The sequence below is a fragment of the Cytobacillus firmus DS1 genome (assembly GCF_000565285.1).
Taxonomy (GTDB): domain Bacteria; phylum Bacillota; class Bacilli; order Bacillales; family Cytobacillaceae; genus Cytobacillus; species Cytobacillus firmus_A.
Genome location: NZ_APVL01000066.1, coordinates 1 through 946, shown reverse-complemented (window position 1 = coordinate 946; position 946 = coordinate 1). Strand labels below are relative to the sequence as shown.

The following is a 946-nucleotide window of genomic DNA, read 5'->3' as shown; positions in this document are numbered from 1 at the left end:
TCCTTCTGTTTTTGTGTTCTCATTTGTTTCTCTTTAAGTCTATAGCTATCACCCTTTAGGTTAAAAATTCGAGAGTGATGCAGAAGCCGGTCCAACATAGCTGTTGCGATAATTGGATCCCCGACCATTTCTCCCCATTCCCCAAACCCTTTATTAGAAGTAAGAATAATAGAGCCACGCTCATACCTTCTCGATATAACCTGAAATAAGTAGTGAGAACTTTGAGGATCGAGATTCAAATAACCAATTTCGTCAATGATAAGGACAGAAGGTTTTATATAAGCCCTTATCTTCTTCTCCAGTTTATCCTGCTGTTCGGCTTTCTTGAGCTGAGAAACCAGATCACTTAGAGTAATAAAGTAGGTTTTTAAACCTTTTGAAACAGCTTCCATGCCTATAGCTACCGCAAGGTGAGTCTTTCCGATACCTGGTGGTCCCAGAAAAATCAGGTTCTCTTTGGCATCGAGGAATGAAAGATTCATTAACTCTTTAATTCTTCTTGCATCAATGTCAGGCTGAGCTGTAAAGTCAAATTGATCCATTGTTTTACGGTATGGAAATCTTGCAAATTTAAGTAAGGTCTTTTTCATTCTTTCCTGTTTTTCAGTGATTTCCAGCTCCAGAAGGCTGAATAAAAACTGGGAATATGGTACATTATTTTTAGATGCTTGTTCGGCATATTCGGACCACCGGTCCGCAATAACGGGCAAGTTTAATTTATGGCTATACTCCTTTATCTCTTTCCTCATGATGACTCACCTCTGGTGAATTCGTCATAAACGGATAGGGGACGTGTATCCACTTCTACTGAAACAGGCTGAGGGGCGCCAACCACGACAGTCTGTTTCTTTTTTATTTTCTCCGAGAAAGGAATTACCTTTTTCCGTCTCTGCTGCTTACTGATTTCTTCTCCTTGATAAAAAATCTTTATAGACCCCTCAAGTGA

Annotated in this window: 1 protein-coding gene and 1 pseudogene; both read right to left on the bottom strand. The window is 39.6% G+C overall.

Annotation, left to right across the window (positions count from 1 at the left end; genetic code table 11):
* Positions 1-749 (bottom strand): IS21-like element helper ATPase IstB (gene istB, locus PBF_RS24755; RefSeq protein WP_035333681.1); only part of this gene is annotated, 749 nt, incomplete at its 3' end.
* Positions 746-946, bottom strand: a pseudogene (locus tag PBF_RS26960) (IS21-like element IS5376 family transposase); the annotation flags it as partial. The pseudogene PBF_RS26960 and the gene istB, both read right to left, overlap by 4 nt.